The 19427-nt window shown below is 71.9% G+C and carries 15 protein-coding genes; 8 read left to right on the top strand and 7 right to left on the bottom strand.

The features are described from left to right. The first annotated feature begins 116 nt into the window (after positions 1–116). The 4 genes from ACZ6TD_RS42505 to ACZ6TD_RS42490 are packed head-to-tail and all read left to right on the top strand — an operon-like array spanning position 117 to position 5244. On the top strand, positions 117–2012 hold the full coding sequence (locus ACZ6TD_RS42505; RefSeq protein WP_471346837.1) for a glycoside hydrolase family 2 protein: 1896 nt from the start codon (positions 117–119) through the stop codon (positions 2010–2012). Next, complete coding sequence (locus ACZ6TD_RS42500; protein ID WP_471346835.1) at positions 2009–3316, top strand: extracellular solute-binding protein; 1308 nt, start codon at positions 2009–2011, stop codon at positions 3314–3316. Before ACZ6TD_RS42505 ends, ACZ6TD_RS42500 begins: the two co-directional genes overlap by 4 nt. Before the next feature lie 34 nt (positions 3317–3350). Continuing rightward, positions 3351–4298 (top strand): carbohydrate ABC transporter permease, encoded by a 948-nt coding sequence (locus ACZ6TD_RS42495; RefSeq protein ID WP_471346834.1) that lies wholly within the window; start codon positions 3351–3353, stop codon positions 4296–4298. Positions 4299–4305: 7 nt separating this feature from the next. Beyond that, positions 4306–5244, top strand: coding sequence for a carbohydrate ABC transporter permease (locus ACZ6TD_RS42490; protein WP_471346832.1), 939 nt, complete (start codon positions 4306–4308; stop codon positions 5242–5244). Here ACZ6TD_RS42490 and ACZ6TD_RS42485 read toward each other — a convergent pair. From ACZ6TD_RS42485 to ACZ6TD_RS42470, 4 genes are all read right to left on the bottom strand, one after another. Beyond that, positions 5238–6335: a LacI family DNA-binding transcriptional regulator gene (locus tag ACZ6TD_RS42485; protein ID WP_471346830.1), complete on the bottom strand. Its 1098-nt coding sequence runs from the start codon at positions 6333–6335 to the stop codon at positions 5238–5240. The two genes, ACZ6TD_RS42490 and ACZ6TD_RS42485, sit on opposite strands and share 7 nt — an antisense overlap. 64 nt (positions 6336–6399) lie before the next feature. Continuing rightward, entirely contained in the window at positions 6400–9030 is a 2631-nt protein-coding gene (locus ACZ6TD_RS42480) for an ATP-binding SpoIIE family protein phosphatase (RefSeq protein WP_471346828.1), read from the bottom strand. 169 nt (positions 9031–9199) lie between these two features. Continuing rightward, positions 9200–10219 (bottom strand): Gfo/Idh/MocA family oxidoreductase, encoded by a 1020-nt coding sequence (locus ACZ6TD_RS42475; RefSeq protein WP_471346826.1) that lies wholly within the window; start codon positions 10217–10219, stop codon positions 9200–9202. Positions 10220–10344: 125 nt separating this feature from the next. Next, positions 10345–11127, bottom strand: a complete 783-nt coding sequence (locus ACZ6TD_RS42470; protein WP_471346825.1) for a TIM barrel protein — start codon at positions 11125–11127, stop codon at positions 10345–10347. A 257-nt stretch (positions 11128–11384) separates the two neighbouring features. Here ACZ6TD_RS42470 and ACZ6TD_RS42465 point away from each other — a divergent pair, with 257 nt between their 5' ends. Next, positions 11385–12410 carry a LacI family DNA-binding transcriptional regulator gene (locus ACZ6TD_RS42465; protein WP_471346823.1) on the top strand — a complete coding sequence of 342 codons (1026 nt, stop codon included), beginning with the start codon at positions 11385–11387 and terminating at the stop codon, positions 12408–12410. A gap of 23 nt (positions 12411–12433) precedes the next feature. Here the strand turns inward: ACZ6TD_RS42465 and ACZ6TD_RS42460 are convergent, their stop codons facing one another. Continuing rightward, entirely contained in the window at positions 12434–13024 is a 591-nt protein-coding gene (locus ACZ6TD_RS42460) for a type 1 glutamine amidotransferase domain-containing protein (RefSeq protein ID WP_471346821.1), read from the bottom strand. On the opposite strand from ACZ6TD_RS42460, the gene ACZ6TD_RS42455 reads away from it, so the two are divergent. After that, positions 13001–13141: a hypothetical protein gene (locus ACZ6TD_RS42455; protein WP_471346819.1), complete on the top strand. Its 141-nt coding sequence runs from the start codon at positions 13001–13003 to the stop codon at positions 13139–13141. The two genes, ACZ6TD_RS42460 and ACZ6TD_RS42455, sit on opposite strands and share 24 nt — an antisense overlap. 30 nt (positions 13142–13171) lie before the next feature. Here ACZ6TD_RS42455 and ACZ6TD_RS42450 read toward each other — a convergent pair whose 3' ends face one another. Both ACZ6TD_RS42450 and ACZ6TD_RS42445 read right to left on the bottom strand, forming a co-directional pair. Beyond that, on the bottom strand, positions 13172–13897 hold the full coding sequence (locus ACZ6TD_RS42450; RefSeq protein WP_471346817.1) for a response regulator transcription factor: 726 nt from the start codon (positions 13895–13897) through the stop codon (positions 13172–13174). Continuing rightward, the gene (locus ACZ6TD_RS42445; protein WP_471346815.1) at positions 13890–15131 is read right to left on the bottom strand and encodes a sensor histidine kinase; all 1242 of its coding nucleotides are present in this window, start codon (positions 15129–15131) and stop codon (positions 13890–13892) included. The genes ACZ6TD_RS42450 and ACZ6TD_RS42445 overlap by 8 nt, the downstream gene beginning before the upstream one ends. Positions 15132–15351: 220 nt before the next feature. Here ACZ6TD_RS42445 and ACZ6TD_RS42440 point away from each other — a divergent pair, with 220 nt between their 5' ends. Together ACZ6TD_RS42440 and ACZ6TD_RS42435 are read left to right on the top strand one after the other, a co-directional pair. After that, positions 15352–17859, top strand: a complete 2508-nt coding sequence (locus ACZ6TD_RS42440; RefSeq protein WP_471346813.1) for an ABC transporter permease — start codon at positions 15352–15354, stop codon at positions 17857–17859. A 126-nt stretch (positions 17860–17985) separates the two neighbouring features. Next, positions 17986–19419 carry a cytochrome ubiquinol oxidase subunit I gene (locus tag ACZ6TD_RS42435; RefSeq protein WP_471346811.1) on the top strand — a complete coding sequence of 478 codons (1434 nt, stop codon included), beginning with the start codon at positions 17986–17988 and terminating at the stop codon, positions 19417–19419. The last annotated feature ends 8 nt before the right edge of the window (positions 19420–19427 follow it).

Raw genomic sequence — 19427 nt, 5'->3', positions numbered from 1 at the left:
CCACCGGCGGCCGCCCGAGGTCGTGGCAAAAGTTGCTGCGCGGGATCTTTACATCGATGTAAACGGGTGATGGCATACCCCTGCCCGGTCAAATCCCCCGCCTTCCCGGAGATCCCATGGCCCACCTGGACATCACCTCGCCCGAAGTCTCGAACGGCGTTCCACGACCCGAATATCCCCGGCCCAGTTTTGTCCGTGAGGACTGGCTCAATCTCAACGGCACCTGGCAGTTCGCCTTCGACCCCGGCGACAGCGGATTCGAGCGCGGCCTGGTGCACCAGGAGCTGGACGGACGGATCCTGGTCCCGTTCTGCCCCGAGTCCGAGCTGTCGGGGATCGGGGACACCGACTTCCACCCCGCGGTCTGGTACCGGCGTACGGTCCGGATACCGGCGGACTGGGCCGGCCGGCGGGTGCTGCTGCACTTCGGGGCCGTCGACCACGACGCCACCGTCTGGGCCGACGGCCGCGAAGTGGCCCGGCACAGCGGCGGCTTCACCTCCTTCACCGCCGACCTCGGCGTGGTGGCGGGCGCGGCCGGCGGCGACGCGGAAGTGGTGATCGTGGTACGGGCCCGGGACGCCCGCCACGGCCCTCAGGCGCGCGGCAAGCAGGCCACCGACTACGCCAACAGCGACTGCCACTACACCCGCACCACCGGCATCTGGCAGACGGTGTGGGCGGAGCCGGTGCCCGAGGTCCATCTGCGCAGGCCCCGGATCACCCCCGACCTCGCGTCCGGGGCCTTCCACCTCGAACTGCCGCTCAGCGCCAACCGCCCGGGCCACCGGATCACGGCCCGGGTGAGCGACGCGGACGGCGAGACGGTGGCCGAGGCGACCGTGCGCGCCGACCTCGACCTGGCCCCCCGTATGGTGCTCGCGCTGCCCGAGGACCGGAGCCGGCCGTGGTCTCCGGAGGACCCCCATCTGTACCGGGTGCGGATCGAGCTGCTGGACGGCGACGGCGGAGTCGTGGACCGCGCCGAGTGCACCGCCGGGCTGCGGTCGGTGGCCATCGACGGCAAGCGGCTGCTGCTCAACGGCCGCCCGGTCTTCCAGCGGCTCGTCCTGGACCAGGGCTGGTACCCGGACGGGCTGATGACCGCGCCCGACGACGCCGCCCTCGTCCGGGACATCGAGCTGTCGCTGGCCGCGGGGTTCAACGGGGCGCGGCTGCACCAGAAGGTGTTCGAGGAGCGTTTCCTGCACCACGCGGACCGGCTCGGCTATCTCGTCTGGGGCGAGTTCGGCGACTGGGGAGCCAGTACGGGGCGTACCACCGGGGACAACCAGCAGCCCACCGCCGGATTCATCGCCCAGTGGCTGGAGGCCGTGGAGCGGGACTACTCGCATCCCTCGATCGTGGGCTGGTGCCCGCTCAACGAGACGCACCAGGAACTCCACGACCGGCAGACCGTCCTGGACGATGTCACCCGGGGCATGTTCCTGGCCACGAAGGCCGCCGACACCTCCCGTCCGGTCCTGGACGCCTCCGGCTACTCCCACCGCGTGGCCGAGACCGATGTCTACGACTCGCACAGCTACGAGCAGGACCCGGAGGCGTTCCGCCGCCAGATGGCCGGGCTGGACAAGGACGACCCGTATCTCAACCCCGACAACCGGGGGAACCCCGGAAGGAGGGACACCGACGCGGTGTGGTCACTGCCGTACCGCGGCCAGCCCTACTTCTGCAGCGAGTTCGGCGGCATCTGGTGGAATCCGGAGGAGGCGGATGGAGCGGCCGGTGACGACCGCGAGGTGTCCTGGGGGTACGGGCAGCGGCCGCGGACCGAGGAGGAGTTCCAGACCCGCTTCGCGGGGCTGACCGGGGTGCTGCTCGACGACCCCCTGATGTTCGGCTACTGCTACACCCAGCTCACCGATGTGTTCCAGGAGCAGAACGGCGTCTACCGCTTCGACCGGAGCCGCAAGCTGGACGTGGAGCGGCTGCGCGCGGCGCAGCAGCGCCCCGCCGCCTTCGAGCGCCCGGCCGGTGAGGAGGGACGATGAGCGGCCTGACACGGCGCGGTCTGCTGAGAGGCGCGGTGTACGGGGCGGGGGCCGCGGTGTCGGCGTCCGCGCTCAGCGGCTGCGGTTCGATCACCGGGAGCGTGCGGAGCGCCGACGAGATCGAGTACTGGACCCTGTTCACCGGCCCCGACGGCGAACTGATGAAGACCATGACGCGGAACGTGGAGAAGCGCGTCCCGGGTCTCAAGGTCAGGACGACGGTGCTGGACTGGGGCCCGCCGTACTACACCAAGCTGGCGATGGCCTCGGCCGGTGGCCGTTCGCCGGATGTGGCGATCATGCATCTGACCCGGCTGGCGGGCTACGCCCCCGGCGGTCTGCTCGACCCGTGGGACATGGATCTGCTGGCCGAGTTCGGCCTGAAGCAGGGCGACCTCAACCAGACGCTCGTCAAGCGGAGTCTGTACCAGGGCGACCCGTACGCCGTTCCGCTGGACACCCACCCGTTCGTCGTCTTCTTCGACCGGGACGTCCTGGACAAGGCGGGTCTGCTCAACGGTGACGGGCGGCTGGTGCCCTTCGAATCGCCGAAACACGCCCTGGAGCTGATGGACAAGCTCCGCAAGGACAGCGGCAAGCTCGGGCCCGTCTTCGGCCACGCCAACGACGCGGCGATGGGCTGGCGGATGTTCTGGACGCTGTTCAGCCAGACCGGCGCCACCTTCGACCTCACGGGGAAACGGGCCGAGATCGACGAGGACACCGCCGTCGAGGTGGTGCGTTTCATGGCCGACCTGACGCGCGACTGCCGCACCATGGACGTCCAGACGGCCATCGCCGCCTTCGCAGGCGGCCGCTCACCGATGATCTTCTCGGGTGAGTGGGACATGGCCACCTACAAGTCGACCCTGAAGGACAAGCTGGGCGGCTCCCCCATCCCCACCTTCTACGACCGTCCGGCCGGGGCCTCGGACAGCCACGCCCTGGTGCTGCCGCACCAGGACAACCCGGATCCGGAGCGCAGGCGGCGCGCCCACCGGTTCGTGGCCGAGCTGGTCCGGTCCGGGCTGACATGGGCGACGGCTGGCCACATCCCCGCGTACACCCCGGCCGTCTCGTCCCCGCAGTACGCGAAGCTGCGGCCGCAGTCCGAGTACGCGGGCGCCGCGAAGCAGCTCGTGCTCGACCCGCCGGTGTGGTTCGCGGGCTCCGGTTCGGACTTCCAGACCCGGATGTGCCAGGCGCTCGATCCCGCGCTCGGCGGCGCGTCGTCCGCCGAGCGCGTGGTGCGCACGATGGTCTCCCAGATCAACACCCTGCTGGCCCAGCCGAATCCGGCCTGATCGCGACGGAGTCGCAATGGAAAGGAGCGATGTCATGGCTTCCGTCTCCACGCCCGCGCGGCGGGCCGCGGCCGGATCCCGGCGCGCCGGATTCCGGCGGGCCGCCGCCACGGACCGGACTCGGTCGGGTGGCGCCGGGTGGCTCTTCGCCACCCCCTTCCTGGTGTTCTTCACGCTCTTCCTCGTCGTGCCGATCGGCATCGGCCTGTGGATGAGCTTCACCGACGCCAGTCTGACCGGGCACGGTGACAACACCCTCGTCGGCCTGGACAACTACACCGAGGCGTTCGGCGACAGCCAGGTGTGGCAGACCCTCGGCAACACGGTCTGGTTCACCGTCCTGACCACCGTCCCCCTCGTGCTCGTCGCCCTGGCGATGGCCCTGCTGGTGTACACGGGGATGCCGGGACAGTGGTTGTGGCGGCTGGCCTTCTTCGCCTCGCATCTGCTGCCGGTCGCGGTGGTGTACCAGATCTGGAGCATGCTGTTCCAGCCGGACCGGGGGATGCTCAACGGCCTGCTGAAGATCTTCGGGATCGATGGGATCGGCTGGCTGACGGACGAGAGGTACGCGATGTGGTCCATCGCGCTGGTGACCCTGTGGTGGACGGTGGGATTCAACTTCCTGCTCTACCTGGCCGCGCTGCAGGCGATCCCCGACCACCTCTACGAGGCGGCCGCGCTGGACGGCGCCGGTGCGTGGCGCCGGCTGTGGTCGGTCACCCTGCCGCAACTGCGCCGGACCACCGGGCTGATCGCGGTGTTGCAGGTGATGGCGTCGCTGAAGGTGTTCGACCAGATCTACCTGCTGACCAAGGGCGGCCCGAACGGGGCCACCCGGCCGATCCTGGAGTACATCTACGACACCGGCTTCACCAACTACCGGCTCGGCTATGCCTCGGCGGTGTCGTATGTGTTCTTCGGGCTCATCATCATCCTCTCGATCGCCCAGCTGAAGATCTTCTCGCGCAGGGAGGACTGAGCGCGCCATGACCACCGAGACACTCTCCCCCCGTACCCCCGGAAAGCCCCGGTCGACCATGCCCCGGGAGGTGGTCCGGCGGCGCCGCTACGGCGGCCGTGTCTGGCACCCCTCGCTCGGGACGGGCCCCCTCCCCCGTGTGCTGACGCTGCTGGCGCTCGCGCTGATGACGGTGCTCTGGCTGGTGCCGTTCGGCTGGGGGGTGGACACCTCGTTCAAGACGGAGGTCGACGCGAGCGCGTCGGGCGTCGACTGGATCCCCAAGGCGGGCTTCACCCTTGACGCCTACCGGACCATCTTCGGCCAGGGCAATCTGCCGGTGTGGGCGGTGAACAGCGTCGTGATCGCCGTGTGCGTCACGGCCATCACCGTGGCCATCTCGGCGATGGCGGCGTACGCGTTCTCGCGCACGCTCTTCCGCGGCCGCCGGGTGCTCTTCGCCGTCACCGTCGCCTCGATCATGGTGCCGCCGCAGATCCTGATCGTGCCGCTGTTCCGGCAGATGCTCGCGATGAACCTCGTCGACACCTACGCGGCGGTGATCCTGCCGCAGGTGGTGGCGCCCGCGATGGTGTTCATCCTGAAGAAGTTCTTCGACGGCATTCCGCGTGAGCTGGAGGAGGCGGCCCGGATCGACGGGGCGGGCAGCTTCCGGGTGTTCTGGAGTGTGGTGCTGCCGCTGTCCCGGCCGATCCTGGCGGCCGTGGCCATCTTCGTCTTCATCAACACCTGGAACAACTTCCTCTGGCCGTTCATCAGCACGAGCGATCCACAGTTGATGACGCTGCCGGTGGGGCTGTCGACCGTGAAGGACTCCACCGGGCTCCGGAACGCCCAGGAGTCGGCCGCCTCGATCCTCGGCTCCATCCCGCTGCTCATCGTCTTCATGCTGTTCCAGCGTCAGATCGTGAAGTCGGTGGCCACCACGGGTCTGGGAGGTCAGTGAGCGGTCCGGGCGATACCGCCCTCGGTGGACTCGCGGGTGTGGAGGGTGTGGCCGACGACGACCTCCTGGGCCGGACGGTCCGGTGTCTCGATCCGCTTCAGCAGCAGATCGACGGCGTGCCGGGCGATGGCGCCCTTGTCCGGTGCCACGCTGCTCAGGCTCGGTGTGCTGTAGCGCGCGGCCTCGATGTCGTCGAAGCCCATCACCGCCATGTCGTCCGGCACCCGCAGTCCGCGCTCGTACAGGGTCCGCAGCGCGCCGAGGGCGAGCGCGTCGTTGAAGCAGAACACGGCGTCCGGCGGCTCCGCCTGGTCCAGCAGAGCCGCCATCGCCCGCGCGCCCTCGGCCAGGTGGTAGCGGGGGGTCTCCCGCTCCAGCCCGGGGTCCAGCGGCAGCCCGGCCTCCTCCAGGGCCTGGCGGTAGCCGGTCCTGCGCAGCAGCGGTGTGCCGATGTACGGCTCGGGCTGGACGCCGACGGCGGCGATCCGGCGGCGCCCGCCGGCCACCAGATGGACCACGGCCTCCTTGGCGGCGGCCACGTTGTCGATCACCACATGGTCGGCGAGGCCGCCGCTGGGGCGTTCGCCGATGAGCACCAGCGGCACGGTGCCGAGGTGGTTCGCCAGCGCGCTGCCGTGCAGCGCGAGCGGGCTCACCACCATCCCGTCCACGACCTGGTCGCCGAGCCCGTGGATCACCGCCGCCTCCCGCTCGCGGTCGCCGAGGGTCTGCTCGATCAGCAGGGTGCGGCCGTGTTCCTCGGCCGTGGTGAGGAAGTGGCGTCCCAGCTCGGCGAAGTACGGTACGTCCAGCTCGGGCAGGACCAGCCCGAGCATGCCGGTGCTGCCGCGGCGGAGGTTGCGGGCCACCCGGTTGGGCCGGTAGTCGAGCTCCCGGATGGCCCGCTGGACCCGCTCCCGGGTCGCCGGGGACACATGCACAAAGCCGTTGATCACATTCGACACGGTCTTCGGGGAGACCCCGGCGAGCGTCGCCACGTCCTTGACGGTGGCGCTCCGGCCGGCACCGTCCGAGCGCTTCCGCCCCGGTGCCGCTTGGTCCCTGGTGGTCTGCTGTCTCACGGCGGTCACCGACCGATCCTAGAGCGTGCCGGTGGCGGGCCGCACCGCCGGGCACACCGCGGGCCCCGTCCCCTCAGGCGGCGGCCGGGTGGGCGGGCGAGGGCAGCGCCTGCTCCGTCCAGATGCACTTGCCCGTCGCCGAGAACCGCATGCCCCATCGATCGGACAGCGCCGCGACCAGCTGCAGCCCGCGCCCGCCCTCGTCGGTCTCGGCGGCGCGGCGGATCCGCGGAGTGGTGAGGCTGCCGTCGGAGACCTCGCAGATCAGTGTCCGGCCGTAGAGCAGGCGCAGCCGCGGGGGGCCCTTGGCGTGCCGGACGACGTTGCCGACCAGCTCGCTGACCAGGAGCTCCGTCGTCATCGTCAGCTCGTCGAGATGCCACGTGGACAGCTGCTCGGTGACATGGTGGCGGGCTTCCGCCGCGGCGATGGGGCCGTCCGGGAGCGCCCAGGACACCACCCGGTCCGGAGCCATCGACCGCGTCCGGGCGATCAGCAGCGCCGCGTCGTCGTGGGTCTCGGCCTGCTCCGGCACCAGCGCGCTGATCACGGCGTCGCACAGCCGGCCGGGATCGTGCAGCGTGGTGGGTGCGGACGCGGTCCCGGACGGATCGGGCGGGGGTGCGGCGGCCCTGGTGAGGGCCTGGGCGAGCCGGGCCATGCCCTCGTCGATGTCGACCGCCGACGACTCGACCAGGCCATCGGTGTAGAGCACCAGATGGCTGCCCTCGGGCACCTGGACCTCATGCGTCTCGAAGGGCGGGCTGGCGGCACCGAGCGGTGGATCGGCGTCGACATGGGGGAAGTGGGCCGTGCCGTCGGGGTGGACGATGGCGAGTGGTGGGTGCCCGGCGCTCGCGAAGGCACAGCGATTGGTGACCGGGTCGTAGACCGTGTACAGACAGGTGGCGTAGAAGTCATCGCCGAGGTCGCCGACCAGATCGTTGAGGTGGGTGAGCAGCTCATCGGGCGGGAGCTCGAGATCGGCGAGGGTGTGCACGGCCGTGCGCAACCGCCCCATCGTCGCGGCCTCGGACAGCCCGTGGCCCATGACATCGCCGATGACGAGGGCGACCCGCTCCCCGGACAGCGGGATGAGGTCGTACCAGTCGCCGCCGACCTGCACGCCCTCGGTGGCGGGCAGATAGCGCGCCTCGGCGGCGACGGCCGGTACGGCGGGCAGCGTGCGGGGCAGCAGCCCGCGCTGGAGCTCCTGGGCGCGGGTGTGCTCGGCGTCGTACAGCCGCGCCCGCTCCAGCGCCTGGGCGACCAGTCCGCTCAGGGCGATGAGCAGGGAGCGGTCCTCCTCGGAGAAGTGGCGCGGTCGCGAGAAGCTCACCACGCAATAGCCGATCTGCTGGTCGGAGGCGATCAGCGGGAGGAACGCCCACGCCTTCATCCCGCTCCGGTAGAGGTAGTCGGCGGCGTCCGGATGCTGTTCGGCGTACTCCCGCGGCGTGGACAGGAAGGTCGGGGTGCGGGAGCTGAGCACCTGGACGATGGCGGACATGTCCGCGACCATCAGCTTCTGGACGGTCTCGAGGAACTCCTCCGGATACCCGGCCGAACCGACCATCCGCAGCCGCCCGTTCTCGATCACCTGGCAGATCAGGCCGGTGGCGCCGAACGGCGGAAGCATCCGGTCGGCGACCGCCTTCACCACGTCCTGGACGGTCAGCGCCTCGGCGAGCGCCGAGGTCAGCTCGCCCATGCGCATGACCCGCTCGGCCGCGGTGCGCTGGGCCGCCGACTGCTCGGCCTCCTCCCTCCGGCGTTCGGTGATGTCCGCGATGTGGATGACCAGTCCGTTGGGGACGGGGTCGATGCGTGCGTGGTACCAGCCCGCTCTGCCGGGCCACCGGGTGTCGAATCCGACCGGTGCGTGCGTGGTCACCGCCCGCCCGTGGCAGGCGGCCATCCCGGTGTCCCGGACCACCGGGTGGTCCCACAGCACGGTCCCCAGCGCCTCCTGGGCGGAAGCCCCCAGCAACTTCAGGGCCGCGGGGTTGGCGAAGGTCAGCCGTGCCTGGTTGTCGAGGGCGAGGAGGCCGTCGTTCATCCGCCATACGGCACTGCCGACGGCGTCGCCGCCGAGGGGTTGCCTCTCGTGCTCGACGTCCGTGGCGGCGGGGCGGACGGGCCGCAGATACTCGGCGACCCAGTCGGCGGCCATCCGCAGGAACGCACATTGCGCGTCGTCGAGCTCTTCCGGCGCCTCCACCAGGACGGACAGCGCACCCACCGACTGCCCGTCGGCCGTGACCACGGGCATGGACGCCACCCCGCTTCCGGGTGGAAGCGTGCCGGCGCCGGGAGGGAAGTCCCCGTGGGAGGGGCGGCCGGACGACGAGAGGGGCGCCCGATGCGGCACATCCGGCGGTGGCGGCGTCCAGACGTGGGTGCCGTAGCGCACACAGGACACGGGGGCCGCGCTGTCCTCGTCCGTGAGGGTCTCCCATCCCGCGACCAGGTTGTCCGGGAGCCCCATGCTGGCCACCAGGCTCATCACGCCCCGGCGCGGATCGCTCACATGGATCATGCCCCCCAGTGCGCCGAGTTCGGCGACCGCCTGCCCGAGGGCGAGCCTCACCGGCCCGGTGCCACTCAGCTGGCCACCCGCGGAACCCATCAGCCGAAGCCGTGTCCGCGCCGACCGAGTGATCCGGGTGTCCGCACTGTCCGGGTGCTGTTCATCCACACCCATGGCGTCACCTGTCATCGTCCTCGGGAGCCCGGTGCCGTACGGATCGCAGGCCAGCCTCGTCCCATATAGCCCGAATATAACGCCTCTCCCGAAGCGAGTGCCGCCGTCCGGACATGGCCGTCGGCGTACGTCGCCGGACGCCGTCACCGAGAGCCGAAGGGCGGTACCGCTACGCGATGTCGTCGACGCGGACCGGGCCGCCGGTGGTGACCGACTGGATGGCCGCGAGCGCGACGGCCAGGGCGGCCCGGGCGTCCTGGCCGGTGACGGAGGGGGCGCGGCCGGTGCGCACACACTCGGCGAAGTCGGCGAGTTCGGCCACGTAGGCGTCGTGGAAGAGATCCTGGTCGTAGGTGACACATTCGGCGGCGCTGCCGTCCGGGCCGTAGGCGGTCAGATGGCCGCGGCGGATGTCTCCCATGGTGAGCATCCCCGCCGAGCCGAAGACCTCGCCACGCACGTCGTACCCGTACACCGCCTGGAAGTTCGCCTCGGCGGTCGCGAGGGCGCCGTTGTCGAAGCGGATGGTGACCACGGCGGTGTCCAGCAGTCCGTGCTCCTTGAAGTCGGGGCGGACCAGGGCGTCGGCGAACGCGAAGACCTCGACCGGTGCGGCGCCGGGGTTGAGATAGCGCAGGGTGTCGAAGTCGTGGATGAGCGTCTCCAGGAAGATCGTCCACGGCGGGATACGGCCCGGGTCGGCCAGCTTGGGGTCGCGGGTGAGGGAGCGCAGCAGCTGCGGGGTGCCGATGGCGCCCGCGCGGACCTTCTCGTGGGCGGCGTGGAAGCCGGTGTCATAGCGGCGGTTGAAGCCCACCTGGAGGGGGACACCGGCATCGGCCGCGGCCGCGATGGCGCGGTCCGCCTCCTCGAGGGTGACGGCCATCGGCTTCTCGCAGTACACGGCCTTGCCCGCCCGGGCCGCGGCCTCGACCAGCCCGGCGTGGGTGCGGGCCGGGGTGGCGATGACCACCGCCTCGACCCCGGGGTCGGCGAGCAGCTCGGCTATCTCGGTGTACGCCGTGGTGCCGCCCAGCCGCTCGCCGAGCCCCTGCGCGGCGCCGGGGGCCGGGTCGGCGATGGCGGCGAGACGGACGCCGGGGAGGCGGCGGGCGAGGGTCTCGGCGTGGAAGGAGCCCATGCGTCCGGCGCCGATGAGTCCGATGGGGAGGGGGTGTGGTGTGGTCATGCGGATGCTCCGTGGGGTCTGTGGTTACGGGGCGGGGTGGCAGCGGGCGCGAGCGATCAGGGCTCGACGGCCTCGCGGGCGCGCGCTTCAGCGGTCAGGGCTCGACGGCCCCGCGGGCGCGCGCTTCAGCGGGTGAAGGCGGAGCGGAAGCGCTCCAGGGCGAGGTCGGCGTCGCCGGAGGCCCACGCCTCCATGGCGACGGTGCCCTCGTAGCCGAGGTCGGCGAGAGTTCGGGCGAGGGCCGGGTAGTTGATCTCTCCCGTTCCGGGCTCGCAGCGGCCGGGGACGTCGGCCACCTGGATCTCGCCGATCAGGCCCCTGGCGTGGGCCCGGCGAACGAGCTCGATCAGGTTTCCCTCGCCGATCTGCGCGTGGTACAGGTCCAGGTTCATCCGCAACCCCTGCCGGTCCACGGCCTCGACCAGGGCCAGGGTGTCGGCGGCCTTGGCGAACGGCACACCGGGGTGGTCCACGGCGGTGTTGAGGTTCTCCAGGGTGAAGGTGACCCCGGCGCGCTCGCCCAGCTCGGCGAGGCGGGTAAGGGTGCGATGGGCGGCGAGCCACATCGGGCCGGTGGCCTCGCCCGCCACCGGCGCCACCGGCAGGCCGTCGCCGTCCAGCCCGGTGCCGTGCAGGTTCAGCCGGGGACAGCCGAGCCGCTCGGCCACCTTGACCGACTCCTCGGCGGTACGCAGGAGTTCGGCCGCCCCGTCCTGGTCCGTCAGACTGCCGCGGAGGTAGCCGGTCATGGAGGAGAACACCGCACCGGTCCGCTCGAGGGCGGTCAGATCGTGTCGGCTCCAGTCCCAGATCTCGACCTGGAAACCGGCGTCGTGAATGCGCCGCGCCCGTTCCTGGATCGGCAGATCCCGGAAGACCATCTCGGCGCAGACCGCCAATGTGTACATCGCTACCGCTCGCCCTCTCTCCGATCCCGGCAACAAAGCGACTAGAACGTTGCAGTTACTAGAACGTTCTAGAAGACGAGCAGCAGTACGCCAGTCGCCGGCCACCCCTGTCAAGGGTGGACGGTGGAATCACTAGAACGTTATAGACGCGAGGGCGCGTTCGGTCGGACCCTGGGCTACGATCATCGACGCGCCCGGAAGCGAGAGACCCCGGCCGAAGACAACACCCCGACCGGGGAGACCAAGGGAGACCAGTGGTGCCACCGACGCCATCCGCCCCCCAAGGGAAGCGCCCGACCCTCGCGGACGTGGCGGCGCGGGCCGGCGTGTCCACGGCGCTGGTCTCCATCGTGATGCGGGACGCCAAGGGCGCCGGTGCCGCCACCCGTGAGCGGGTCCTCCGGGCGGCACAGGAGATCGGATACCGGCCGGACGCCCGGGCCCGGCTGCTGCGCAGCCACCGCTCCCATCTCCTCGGGGTGCAGTTCGGCCTCCAGCACCCCTTCCACTCCGATCTGCTGGAGGGCATCTACGCGGTGGCCGAGCCCGCCGGGTACCAGATCGCGCTGAGCGCGGTGGCCGCCGGGCGGGGCGAGCAGCGAGCCACCGACACCCTGCTCGCCGACCGCTGCGAGGCCCTGATCCTGCTCGGCCCGCAGGCCCCGGCCGCGCGGCTGGCGGAACTCGCCGCACAGCTCCCGGTGGTCTCCGTGGCCCGTCGGCTGCGCGGGTCCGCTCCGGGTGTGGAGGTGGTGCGGACCGCCGATGACGAGGGCGCCCGCCAGGCCGTGGACCATCTGGTGGCCCTCGGCCACCGCGACATCGCCCATATCGACGGCGGCAGGGCACCCGGCGCCGCCGACCGGCGCCGTGGCTATCGCACCGCCATGAGCCGCCACGGCCTGGCCGACCGCGTCCGCGTCCTGCCCGGCGGTCTCACCGAGGAGGACGGCGCCGCGGGCGCCCGCGCCCTGCTCGACGCCACTCCCCGCCCCACGGCCGTCCTCGCCTTCAACGACCGCTCCGCCACCGGTGTTCTGGACACCCTCCTCCGCGCCCGGGTTCCCGTCCCCGACGGGGTCTCCGTCATCGGCTTCGACGACACCCACTTGGCGCGCCTGGCCCATATCAACCTCACCACCGTCGGCCAGGACATCCCCCGCCTCGCTGAACTCGCCGTCGGCCGGGCCATCGCCCGCCTGGAGGGAGAGCGGGTCCCCGACGGGGAGGCCGTGGTCGCACCCCATCTCGTCATCCGGGGCACCACGGCCGAGCCCGCCTGAGGCGCGAGGGGAGGGACGAGAGGTCAGCCGAGCTTCTTGAGCAGTTCTTCGGCGAGCGGGCCGGAGGATGCCGGGTTCTGACCGTTGATGACGTTGCGGTCGACTTCCACATGCGGTGCGAAGGGGTCGCCGACCCGCACCGTCAGGCCCGCCTCGGTCAGCCGGTCCTGCAGGAGCCACTTGTCCTTGTCGGCGTTCCCGGCCATCTTCTCCTCCTCATTGGTGAAGGCGGTGATCCGGTAGCCCGCGTAGGCGTGGGCACCGTCCTCCGTGACCGCCGCCAACAGCGCCGCCGGGCCGTGGCAGACCACGCTCACCGGCATGCCACTGCGCACCGCGAGGGTGAGGATCTTGCCCGAGTTCGCGTCGACCGCGAGGTCCTCCATGGGGCCGTGGCCACCGGGCACATGGACGGCGTCGTACTCGTCCAGCGTCACGTCGCTCAGCGCGATGGGGGCGCGGAACTCCGCCGCGGTCTCGGTGACGCTCCTGACCCTGGCGGCGTTCTCCGGGCCGCCGTTGGCCTCGGGGCTGAGGCTGGCGGAGTCCACGGGCGGCACGACACCGCCGGGGGTGGCCACGGTGATCTCGTGGCCCGCGGCCTTGTCCTCCATGAGCCCGATGAGCCGCCGCTCAACACGCTCTTCCTCGTACAGCGGCCAGGCGCCGACGCCAACCCGGACGTCGCCCGGGTCCGGGAGCGGCTTCGGCGCGCCGCCCGCACCTGGTAGCGCACACGTCGGGGATATCCGCCGGACGGGTCAGCGTCCGGCGTTCGGCGAGGACTCGTCCACCATGCCGTGCTCCCAGGCCCAGGCCGCGATCTCGACGCGGTTGCGGGCGGCCAGCTTGCGCTGGACGTTGCCGAGGTGGGTCTTGACGGTGGACAGGGTGACGTGGAGATCCGCGGCCACCTCCTCATTGGTACGGCCACGGGCGACCCGCCGGACCACTTCGGCCTCGCGCTGGGTCAGCGGCTCGATCAGATCCTCGGGCCCACCCCTCCCCCGGCGGGCCGGACGGGCCTCGGACGGGGCCGGTCGGCCGCGGTGGGGTGCCATGTGGGCGAGCAGGCGGACGGTCACCGACGGGGAGATCAGCGAATTGCCCGACGCCGCGGCCCGTACCGCCTCGGTGAGCAGACCGGGCGCGCCGTCCTTGAGCAGAAAACCGCACGCACCGTTGCGCAGCGCCCGGTAGACGTATTCGTCGAGGTCGAAGGTGGTGGCGATGAGGACGTTGAGGGGATCCGGCACATCGGGTCCGGCGAGGAGCCGGGTGGCCTCCAGACCGTCCAGCTCGGGCATGCGGATGTCGAGGAGGCAGACATCGGGCCGCAGGCGACGGGCCTGCTCGACCGCCTCGACGCCGTTCGCCGCCTGCGCGACGACCCGCATGTCCGGCTGGGAGTCGAGAATCATGCGGAAGGCGGCCCGGACCATCTCCTGGTCGTCGGCGATGAGTACCTGGATCGTCATGTCACGCATGATCGCAGGCGATCGTCTCCTCGGCGGCCGTCTTGTCCAGCGGCAGGACCGCCAGGACGTGCCAGCCTCCGCCGTGCCGTGGCCCTGCCGCGATGTGCCCGTTGACCTCCTCGACCCGCTCGGCGAGCCCCACCAGGCCGTAGCCGCTCCCCGCGACCGACCGCTCGGCGGCGGGCGAGGCGTCACCCTGCCCGTCGTCGACGACCGACACTTCCAGTCGCTCCGGATCGCCGGGCCGGACACCGATCCGCACCTCCACCCGGCCGACCCCGGTGGCGTGTTTGCGGACGTTGGTCAGGGACTCCTGCACCACGCGGTGGACCGTGGTGGCGATGCCGGGCGGCAGCGGCCGGTCGGCGAGTTCCGGGGCGAGGATCAGCTCGGCGGGCGGCCCCACCTCGGAGAACTCCTCGGTGAGCCCATGCAGATGACGCAGCCCGCGCGGACCCGCCGGATCGCTCGTGGGCCGGGTCGTGGCGGAGGCGGTGGCGTGGTGCCGCAGGCTGGTGACCATGGCGCGCATCGACCCCAGCGCCTGGGATCCGGCCCGCTCGATCTGGGCGAGCATCCGGTCCAGGTCCTCCGGGGACTGGGTGTGTCCGGCCGCGGCCGTGAAGCGCGCGGCTTTGGTCTGCGCCACGATCGCCGTGACGTGGTGGGCCACGAAGTCGTGCAACTCCCGTGCGTGCTCGAGGCGTTGGGCCTGCCGGATGGCCTCGCGCTCCCGCTCCCGCAGGGTGTCGTACAGACGCAGACACAGCCCCACCACCACCATGAACGGCACGGCGCAGACCGCGATGACGGCGATCAGGTCCTTGAGGTAGTCGTCCCACAGCTCGATCCGCAGCGGGAGGACCACGGCGGCGAGGGAGGACGCCGCGACCAGCCCGGCCGCTCGCAGGGGCGGGCAGCGCCGCACGGCGCGGGTGCTGAGCAGGAGCAGCGCACCCAGCTCCACCATGCCGGGGGTGTTCGGGGGACGCTCGGACAGCCGCGCTTCCGTCACGGTCAGGACGCACGAGACGGCCGCCGCGCCGATGGCGTAGCGCGCGAAGAGGGGTTCCGGCACGGCGAGCGTGGCCAGGCACAGCACTCCGGACGCCATCGTCGCCGCTTCCATCGCCGGATGCGGCGCGTTCAGCCCCTCCAGGACCACGAGGACGACCAGGGCGATGCCGACCAGGCCCTGACGGAGGTGCCGGAGGCGGAAACGGGACCGGAACTCGAAGATCATGGCAGGTCACGCTACGGTCCGGCCGCCGTCGCCACATCAGACTTTCGGCCGAGGAAACCGGGAAGGGGACACGGCCCGCTTCGGCATTCCGGTGGATCCGCCGCGCCACGTCCCCGCCAAGGATGGTATCCGGGGCGGCCGGAGAGCGCTCGAGCGCGCTGCGTCCGCCGGCCACGCCCCTTCCGACCGCATACCCCCTCAGCCCTTCCGAAGGCCGTCGATGTTCCGCACCGCCCTGCGCACCCTCCGCTCCCATCGGCTCCGTTTCGCGATGCCCGCCCTCGCCGTCGTGCTCGGCGTGGCCTTCGTGACCGGTTCGCTGCTCTACGGCGACTCCGTCAGAGCGGCCGTGAACCGGGCACGGTCCAATTCGCAGCCCGACGCGTCCGTCTCGATCACCGCGGACCCCGCCGCGCCACACCGGCTCGATGACGCACTGCTGCGGCGGCTGCGGGCGCTGCCCTCGGCGGCCGCGGCGCGCGGTGTGGTGGAGGGCCGCTCCTTCCTCGTCGGCTCCGACGGCACTCTGGTGGGCGATCTGAACCAGGCCGCGGGCGTCAACTACGTGCCCGACGACCGCGGCAGGGACGTCCGCTATCCGCTCACCGAGGGCCGTGGCCCCCGTGGCGCCACCGAGATCGCCGTCGACCGGCGGACCGCCGAGCGGGCCGGGTACCGGGTGGGCGCCCGGGTGCGCATCGTCGTGGCCGGCACGGCCGGCGACGCTCGGCTGGTCGGCGTCTTCACCGCCCACGACAGCCGGGTGGACTCCGGTGGCACGCTCACCGCCTTCGACACCGCCACCGCGCAACGGCACTTCGCCCCCGCGCCGAAGGGCTACTCGGCGATCACACTGACCGCCGCCGAGGGCACATCGGATGCCCAACTCGCCCAGGAGGCAGAGAAGTCGCTGCCGTCCGGACTGCGGGCGGTCACCCGCGCGGATCTGGAGTCCGGTGCCGCCTCCGACGGGGACGCGGACAAGCTCACCACACTGCTGCTGAGCTTCGCCGGGGTCGCCCTGTTCGTCACCTTCCTGGTGGCCAACACCTTCACCATGCTCAGCGCGGCCCGCGCCCGGGAACACGCACTGCTGCGGGCCATCGGCGCCACCACGAACCAGGTGATGCGCATGGTCCTGACCGAGGCCGCCGTGGTCGGCACGGCCGCCTCGGCCATCGGCTACGGTCTCGGCGTCGGCGCCGCGCACCTGCTGGGCGGCCTGTTCGACGCCTCCGGAGCGGGCAACGCCACCGTGCCGGCGCTGTCCGCCAAGCCGCTGCTCGCGGCCTTCGCCGTGGGCATCGGCGTCACCGTCCTCGCGGCCTACGTCCCGGCCCGGCGGGCGGCGGCCGTACCGCCGGTGGCGGCGCTGCGGACCGTCCAGCCGTCCACCGCCGCCTCGCTGCGCCGCCGCAACACCATCGGGCTGATCACCACCGCGTGCGGCGCGCTGCTGATCGCCGCCGCCGTCGGCGAGCCGAACCTCCTCTTCGGCGCCGCGCCCCTGCTGCTGGTCGGCCTGATCGTCCTCACCCCACTGCTCGCCCTGGGCCTCACCGGGCTGCTGCGCTCCCCGCTGACCCGGCTGGCGGGCGTCCGGGGCAAGCTGGCGGTGGAGAACGCCCGCCGCAATCCACGGCGTACGGCCGCCACGGCGACCACCCTGATGGTCGGTCTGGCGATGGTCACCGCCGTCACCGTGGCCGTCACCTCGGTGAACCGCTTCGACGAGCGGGAGGCCGACCGCTCCATGGCCTCGGACCTGCGGATCACGGCCGTCGACTTCGGGGAGATCGGCGAGGGCACGGCGGCCCGGGTGGCGCGGCTCGCCGACGCCGAGGCCGTCACCCCCGTCATCCCCGCCTATCTCGACCTCGCCGGCAAGACCCCCCTCCCGGTCACCGCGGTGGACCCCGCCGCGGTGGAGCGCGCCGCGTCGCTCACCGTCCGCGAGGGGTCGCTGCACCGCCTCGGCCAGGGCATCGCCGTCACCGAGGAGCTGGCCGCCGCCCACGGCTGGCGGCTGGGCTCCCGTGTCACCGGCACCTTCACCAGTGCGAGCGGGCGTACGCCGGGCACCGAGGCCGGCCTGCCCGTCGTCGCGATCTACGACGGCCCGGACGATCTGACCCCCGCCCTCGTCTCCGAACGCGCCCTGCCGCGTCCGGCCGGCGCCGAGGACCGGCCGAGCATCGACTCGGTCCTGGTCAAGGCCGCCCCCGGCCGCACCGCCGCGCTCCGGGAGGAGATCCGGCGCGCCCTGGACAACCCCGCGCTGCTCGTCCAGGACCGCGCCGGCGCGAGGGCCGCCGCCACCGCGCGGACCGCGCCGTTCCTCGACATCATGTACGCCATGCTCAGCGTCACCGTGCTGATCGGCGCCCTCGGGGTGGTCAACACCATGGGCATGGCCGTCTTCGAGCGGGTGCGGGAGATCGGGCTGCTGCGGGCCATCGGACTGGACCGCGGTGGCGTCGGATCCGTGCTGCGCCTGGAGTCGGTGACCATCTCCCTCTTCGGCTCCGCGCTCGGTGTCGTCGCCGGTACGGCCATCGGCGCGGCGGCCGTCCTCGGCCAGGAGGCCGTTCCGCTCGTCATCCCCTGGGACAGGACGGCCCTCTTCTTCCTCGCGAGCGCGGCGATCGGTGTACTGGCCTCGCTCTGGCCGGGGCGGCAGGCCGCGCGCCTCCCGATACTGGAGGCCATCGGCGCGGACACCGAGTGACGGTCGTGGGGCGACCGCCCGTTGCCCCGCCCCGGCGTGTCGCGGCCGGGAAACCACCACAACACGACAGAGGCGGGTAAAGGTGTTTTTCCGGGAGGGGGTCTCAGCGACGAGTGAGGAGCGGCCGTGCCCGCTGTCGACCAGCACCCGTGGCCGCAGGCCGCGGCCGCGGTGAGGGACTGGCTGGCGGGCCCGGCCACGTCCGGCGATCTGGCCGCGGCCCGCGCCCAGATGGGCTTCTCGCTCGCCTGGCACATCGTGGTGGCCTGTCTGGGCGTGGGGCTTCCGCTGCTCACCCTGATCGCCGAGTGGTGGGGCGTGCGCACCGGCGACCCCTCGTACCGGCTGCTCGCCCGGCGCTGGGCGCGGGCCATGGGGGTGCTGTTCGCCGTGGGCGCGGTCTCCGGCACGATCCTCAGCTTCGAGATGGGACTGCTGTGGCCGGGGCTGATGGGCCGTTACGGCCAGGTCATCGGGCTGCCGTTCGCCATCGAGGGCATCGCCTTCTTCATCGAGGCCATCTTCCTCGGCATCTACCTCTACGCATGGGACCGGCTGCCGCCGCGCGCCCATATGCTCACCGGGATCCCCATCGTCATCGCCGGTGTGGCCTCGGCGTTCTTCGTGGTGTGCGCCAACGCGTGGATGAACCAGCCGCGTGGCTTCACCGTCCGCCACGGCAGGGTCGTGGACGTCGATCCGCTCGCCGCGATGTTCAACCCGGCCAGTCCGCCGCAGACCGTCCATATGATCCTGGCCGCGCTGATGGTGGCGTCCTTCCTGACCGCGAGCGTGTACGCGGTCTCGCTGCTGCGCGGCCGCACCGACCGCTACCACCGCGCGGGGTTCTTCATCCCGTTCATCCTCGGCGCCGTCGTCGCGCCCGTCCAGCTCGTGGTGGGCGACTGGATCGCCCGCTTCGTGGCCGACTACCAGCCGGTCAAGCTCGCCGCCATGGAGGGTGTCTTCACCACCTCCAGCCATGTGCCGCTCACCGTGGGCGGTATCGCGGGCGACCACGGCCTCAAGGGCGGTCTGGAGATCCCGAGCGGTCTGTCGCTGCTGGTCGGCTTCAGCCCCAGCACGGTCGTCGAGGGGCTGAACCAGGTGCCTCCCGCGCTGCGGCCCCCGATCACCGGCACCCATCTGGCGTTCGACCTGATGGTGCTCGGCGGGCTGTTCCTGATCGGGCTCGGGCTCTGGCTGCTGCTGGCCTGGTGGCGCACCCGGCGCCGGGGCGAGAGCGACCCGCTGGCCCGCCGGGGCACGCGCCTCTTCCTGTGGCTGGCGTCCTTCAGCGGCCTGGCGGCGGTCGTCTCCCTGGAGTGCGGCTGGGTCGTCACCGAGGAGGGCCGCCAGCCGTGGGTGGTGCAGGGGGTCCTCAGCGTCCGGGACGCGGTGAATCCCGCCCCCGGCCTCATGACCGGGCTGTGGCTGGTGCTCGTGGTGTACGCCGCGATGACGGTGGCCACCGTCTACGTCCTGCGCCGGCTCGCGGGCGAGCGCCCGGTCCCGGTGGCCCCGCAGGAAGCCGATGTGACCGGCTATCCGGTCGTGTGAACCGCTGG

The organism is Streptomyces yongxingensis, from assembly GCF_055597465.1.
This window is presented reverse-complemented; position numbering and strand designations above follow the sequence as displayed.